Annotated in this window: 5 protein-coding genes; 3 read left to right on the forward strand and 2 right to left on the reverse strand. The window is 50.8% G+C overall.

Going from position 1 to position 4,151, the window contains the following annotated elements; genetic code table 11:
- Together NZ772_14950 and NZ772_14955 are read left to right on the forward strand one after the other, a co-directional pair.
- Positions 1-1,142, forward strand: a 1,142-nt coding sequence (locus NZ772_14950; GenBank protein MCS6814851.1) for a hypothetical protein, incomplete at its 5' end; no start/stop codon positions are given.
- A gap of 35 nt (positions 1,143-1,177) precedes the next feature.
- Positions 1,178-2,611, forward strand: a complete 1,434-nt coding sequence (locus NZ772_14955) for a UDP-N-acetylmuramoyl-tripeptide--D-alanyl-D-alanine ligase (GenBank protein MCS6814852.1) — start codon at positions 1,178-1,180, stop codon at positions 2,609-2,611.
- 36 nt (positions 2,612-2,647) lie between these two features.
- Here the strand turns inward: NZ772_14955 and NZ772_14960 are convergent, their stop codons facing one another.
- Positions 2,648-2,944 (reverse strand): DUF6439 family protein, encoded by a 297-nt coding sequence (locus NZ772_14960; GenBank protein ID MCS6814853.1) that lies wholly within the window; start codon positions 2,942-2,944, stop codon positions 2,648-2,650.
- A 35-nt stretch (positions 2,945-2,979) separates the two neighbouring features.
- Here NZ772_14960 and NZ772_14965 point away from each other — a divergent pair, with 35 nt between their 5' ends.
- The gene (locus tag NZ772_14965) at positions 2,980-3,393 is read left to right on the forward strand and encodes a hypothetical protein (GenBank protein MCS6814854.1); all 414 of its coding nucleotides are present in this window, start codon (positions 2,980-2,982) and stop codon (positions 3,391-3,393) included.
- A gap of 15 nt (positions 3,394-3,408) precedes the next feature.
- Here NZ772_14965 and NZ772_14970 read toward each other — a convergent pair.
- On the reverse strand, positions 3,409-4,151 hold a 743-nt coding region (locus NZ772_14970), incomplete at its 5' end, for an alpha-1,4-glucan--maltose-1-phosphate maltosyltransferase (protein MCS6814855.1).

Here is a 4,151-nt window from a genome sequence, read left to right on the forward strand (position 1 = left end):
GTCCTCAAATTGCCCAACTGACAGAACTAGGACTTGTGGAGTTAACTCGCAAGCGCCAAGGCCAAAATATTTACGAGTTATTTAGTCGTCCCTGTGAAGCTTGTGGCGGACTGGGTCATCTTGTTCACCTACCAGGAGAGCCAGACACTCACCTAGAGCCGTTGGAACGAGTGGCTCTGCGTGATCCTAGTGCTGTGGAGTCTCGACTAGCTGACCCACGCAACCGAGTAGAGTCATCCCGCGATCGACGGTCTCGTAGTCGTGGGCCTGTCCCTACTAGTACTGAGCCAGAATTCCTTGCTGTCAGTGCTGGCTATTCCACAGGGTTGGGGGTTGCCAACGACCTAGCCAGTGGTGATGAGGCTCTAGGCGAAGACCGTGATGCCGCAGACGCTGACCAGGGTTATGGTAACTATTCAGACCGGGGAAGTCGTCGCCGCCGCCGTCGCCGTGATAGCAAGGATAGTGGCAGATCAAGTCGTAATGGTCAAGCCGAAGCTGCTGTCTATCGTCGTCGCGATGGTACTGCTGCCGATGATGATGCTAGTCTTGACGGTGAAGCTGATTTAGCGGGTCTACCGAGTGATGAACTTCCAGCCAAGGAAACTTGGCCAGAGCGCTCAGAGCGGCGATCGCGGCGCGAGCCAAAATCCCCTGCCCATCCACCTGAACATATCTCGGTAGTGATGACTCCAGAGGAGCAGGATGTATATGCTCTAATGGGCATTTCTCCCCTAGTGATGCTGGATCAGCCAGTCAAAGATCCCCGATCAGCAATTATTACAGTTCTCCTACCCGGTGAAGAGCCAGATGAGGCTGTTGCACCCTCACCCTCTGTAGAGGATAGTGATGAGCCTATACCTGAGGCAGACGCTATAGAGCCAGACGACCTAGATACAGACACTATAGATGACATTGATCTGGACTTAGATAGCTCTGATGAGGATGATGATGAGGAATTTGGGGATGATGTAGATGCTAGCACCAACCAACTAGGGCTTGATGCTGATGACCTGAGTGATGAATTGGATGTTGACCTAACTGGTGAGAATCCTTCTGCAGATGATTCTAGAGCTGAAGAACTACCAGCAGAACTGGTGAATCGACGGCGGCGGCGCAGATCGTCGGCCTCTAGCACCTAACTGCTTACTCTCGATCACTAGCATCTGCATTACCTATGCCATTTTCCATTGCCCTAGGTCAACTTGCTCATCAGTTGCAAGTACACCCCATCAATCAACCAGAGCCTGAGCTAGATACTATTGCCACTGGGATTACAACCGATACTAGAGTCTTGAAACCTGGTGACCTATTCGTGGCGTTGCGAGGTGAGCGGTTTGATGGTCACGACTTTCTGCCAGTAGCTCATCAGCAGGGTGCTGTAGCGGCGATCGTAGACGATCGGTTTGTCCAAGCAACTGCAACTTCCCAGTTCCCAAAGCACCTACCTCTATTCGTAGTAACTGATACTCTCCAAGCCTACCAGACGATCGCCCATTGGTGGCGGCAGCAATTTACACTTCCCATAGTAGCAGTTACTGGATCTGTCGGCAAAACCACTACCAAAGAGATGATTGCGGCTGTGCTAGCAACCCAAGGCACTGTCTTAAAAAGTCAGGCCAACTTCAATAATGAAATTGGTGTTCCTAAAACCTTGCTGGAATTGGATCAGCACTATGATTACGCTGTAATTGAAATGGGTATGCGAGCACTGGGAGAAATTGCCCTTCTCAGCCAGATTGCCTGCCCCAATATCGCCGTGATTACCAATGTTGGCACAGCCCATATTGGTAGGCTAGGGTCTGAAGCAGCAATTGCCCAGGCTAAGTGTGAACTGCTGCAAGAAATGCCCCAAACCGGGACAGCGATTTTGAACCATGACTGTCCTCTGTTGTTGACAATGGCCAGCCAAGTTTGGTCTGGACACACCATCACCTATGGACTGACGGGTGGTGACCTACATGGACAGTATCATCCCAGCAATAGCATCGATGGTGTCGGCGATCGACTGACTGTGGGCAGCCTAGATATTTCTCTGCCTCTGCCAGGACGGCACAATGCTCTCAACTACCTAGCTGCCCTAGCCGTGGCTAAGGTTTTAGGAATTGACTGGTCAACTTTAGCCCATGGCATCAGGGTTGATTTACCCACTGGTCGATCGCGTCGCTATGTCTTGCCCAACGACGTTATCTTGCTGGATGAAACCTACAACGCTGGGCTAGAGTCAATGTTAGCTGCATTACACCTGCTGGCCCAACTGCCAGGTCAACGACACATTGCTGTCTTGGGCACCATGAAAGAACTAGGTGATCACTCAGCCGCTCTACACCAACAGGTAGGCGAATCCGCGCAAGCTCTAGGACTGGATGGTTTGTTGCTGATGATTGATGAACCAGCAACCACCGCGATCGCCAACGGTGCCTCTAAGATTCCCCTTGTTGAACAATTTCAGGGCACCTCTCCCGAAACCTGTGCTGCTCTGGTGCAACGCCTGTGTGACCTGGTGCAACCAGGTGATCGCATCCTGTTCAAAGCCTCTAATTCCGTGGGTATGAGTCGAGTAGTCGAAGCCTTTCGGCAACAATATTTACCCCAGCCTGAGTCGTCATAGACCTCACGCAACCACGGCTACAACACACTGCAACAACTACGAATGATGGCTAGGACAAGGAGGGGCCGAAATCGATCGATCTAGCCATCCCGATGCCTGTTGCAACCGCAGCAATGCTTCCTGGGGCTGTTCCTTTAGCAAAAACAGTAACGCCGCTGCCGTCTGTTCACAAGCTCTAGCAGTGCGATTAGCCTTGAGTCGATGCCAATCCTTTTCTGTGATTGTCAGTCGCTCTAGCAGGGCCTGGGCTAAATCTAGTGTTGCAACTGCATCCAGGGCACTGGTAGCAGGATTACGCAAACTCTGAGAAGGAGTCTGGGTAGAATGAGTCATAGCGTCTTTGTCCATTTACGCCGTACCTTATCATAATGCCATCGTCATCAAAATCTCGGCAATCTGCTCTGCGGCGATCGCGACGGGCTGCTTGGCGGCGCAAAACCCTAGCAGACTTGGAACACACGTTTGAGTCAGCCCTAGAGGCCACTACCCAGCAACTCCATGACCTGCGCAGACGCTACGATCGCCTTAAAGCAGATCAACATCACTACGATCAACTTCACCAGCGTCTACAAGCCACTGAACAGCGATCGACAGTGACCCCCCTAACCGACCTGCACCATGAGCTGCGTGAGTTGCGTCAACAACTCATAGACTTGGAGATTCAGCTTGAGAGTCAGCTATTTTCCTGGGACGGCTTCAGCGACCTTTTTTGGCTAGCTATCCGCTTCGGAGGCCTAGGCATTCTCCTAGGATGGCTTCTACACTGGCTAATTCAGCAATAGAACCTATCGAACAAGTCAGGTTTCTTCCCACTGTTTTACCCAAAACACATGGGCAGGCATCACATTCGGATCCAATTCTACGTAATTTCGTCCCCCAAACCAGGTATATTCCACATCCATGAGCAAATCTCGAAGCTGATAGTCCTGATACGGATCAAGCCCCAAACTCTCTAACGGCAAATCCACAAAAGTATTATGGGTTTGGTGGGGATCCAGATTAATCACCACTAGGATGACATCAGAAAAGTCATCCGTTTGCTTGGTATAGCAAAGCATTTGGTCATTGGTACAATTGTGAAATCGAAGGCTGTGGTTACTTTGTAGAGCTGGGTGATCACGACGAGCTTGGTTGAGTCGCTTGATAATGTCCCGCAAGCTATTAGGATCATCCAGGTTCCAAGTGCGGATTTCATACTTTTCTGAGTTGAGGAACTCTTCACTGCCCTCTTCGAGAGGTGTGAGTTCACATAGCTCAAACGCCGGGCCATAGATGCCATAGCTAGCAGAGAGAGTGCCTGCCAAAATTAATCGAATAATACTGCCGGGGCGGCCTCCGACTTGCAGGTAATGATGAAGTACGTCGTGGGTAGTAGGCCAGAGATTAGGACGGAAAAACTCTCGGAACCAAGGGTTATTCAGCTCAGTGAAGTATTCCCTTAATTCCCAGGCAGTGTTGCGCCAAATGAAGTAAGTGTAGGACTGGGTAAAGCCCAACTTCGACAGATGTTGCATCAACTTGGGACGAGTAAAGGCTTCGG

Source organism: Cyanobacteriota bacterium (assembly GCA_025054735.1).
Classification (GTDB): Bacteria; Cyanobacteriota; Cyanobacteriia; order SKYG9; family SKYG9; genus SKYG9.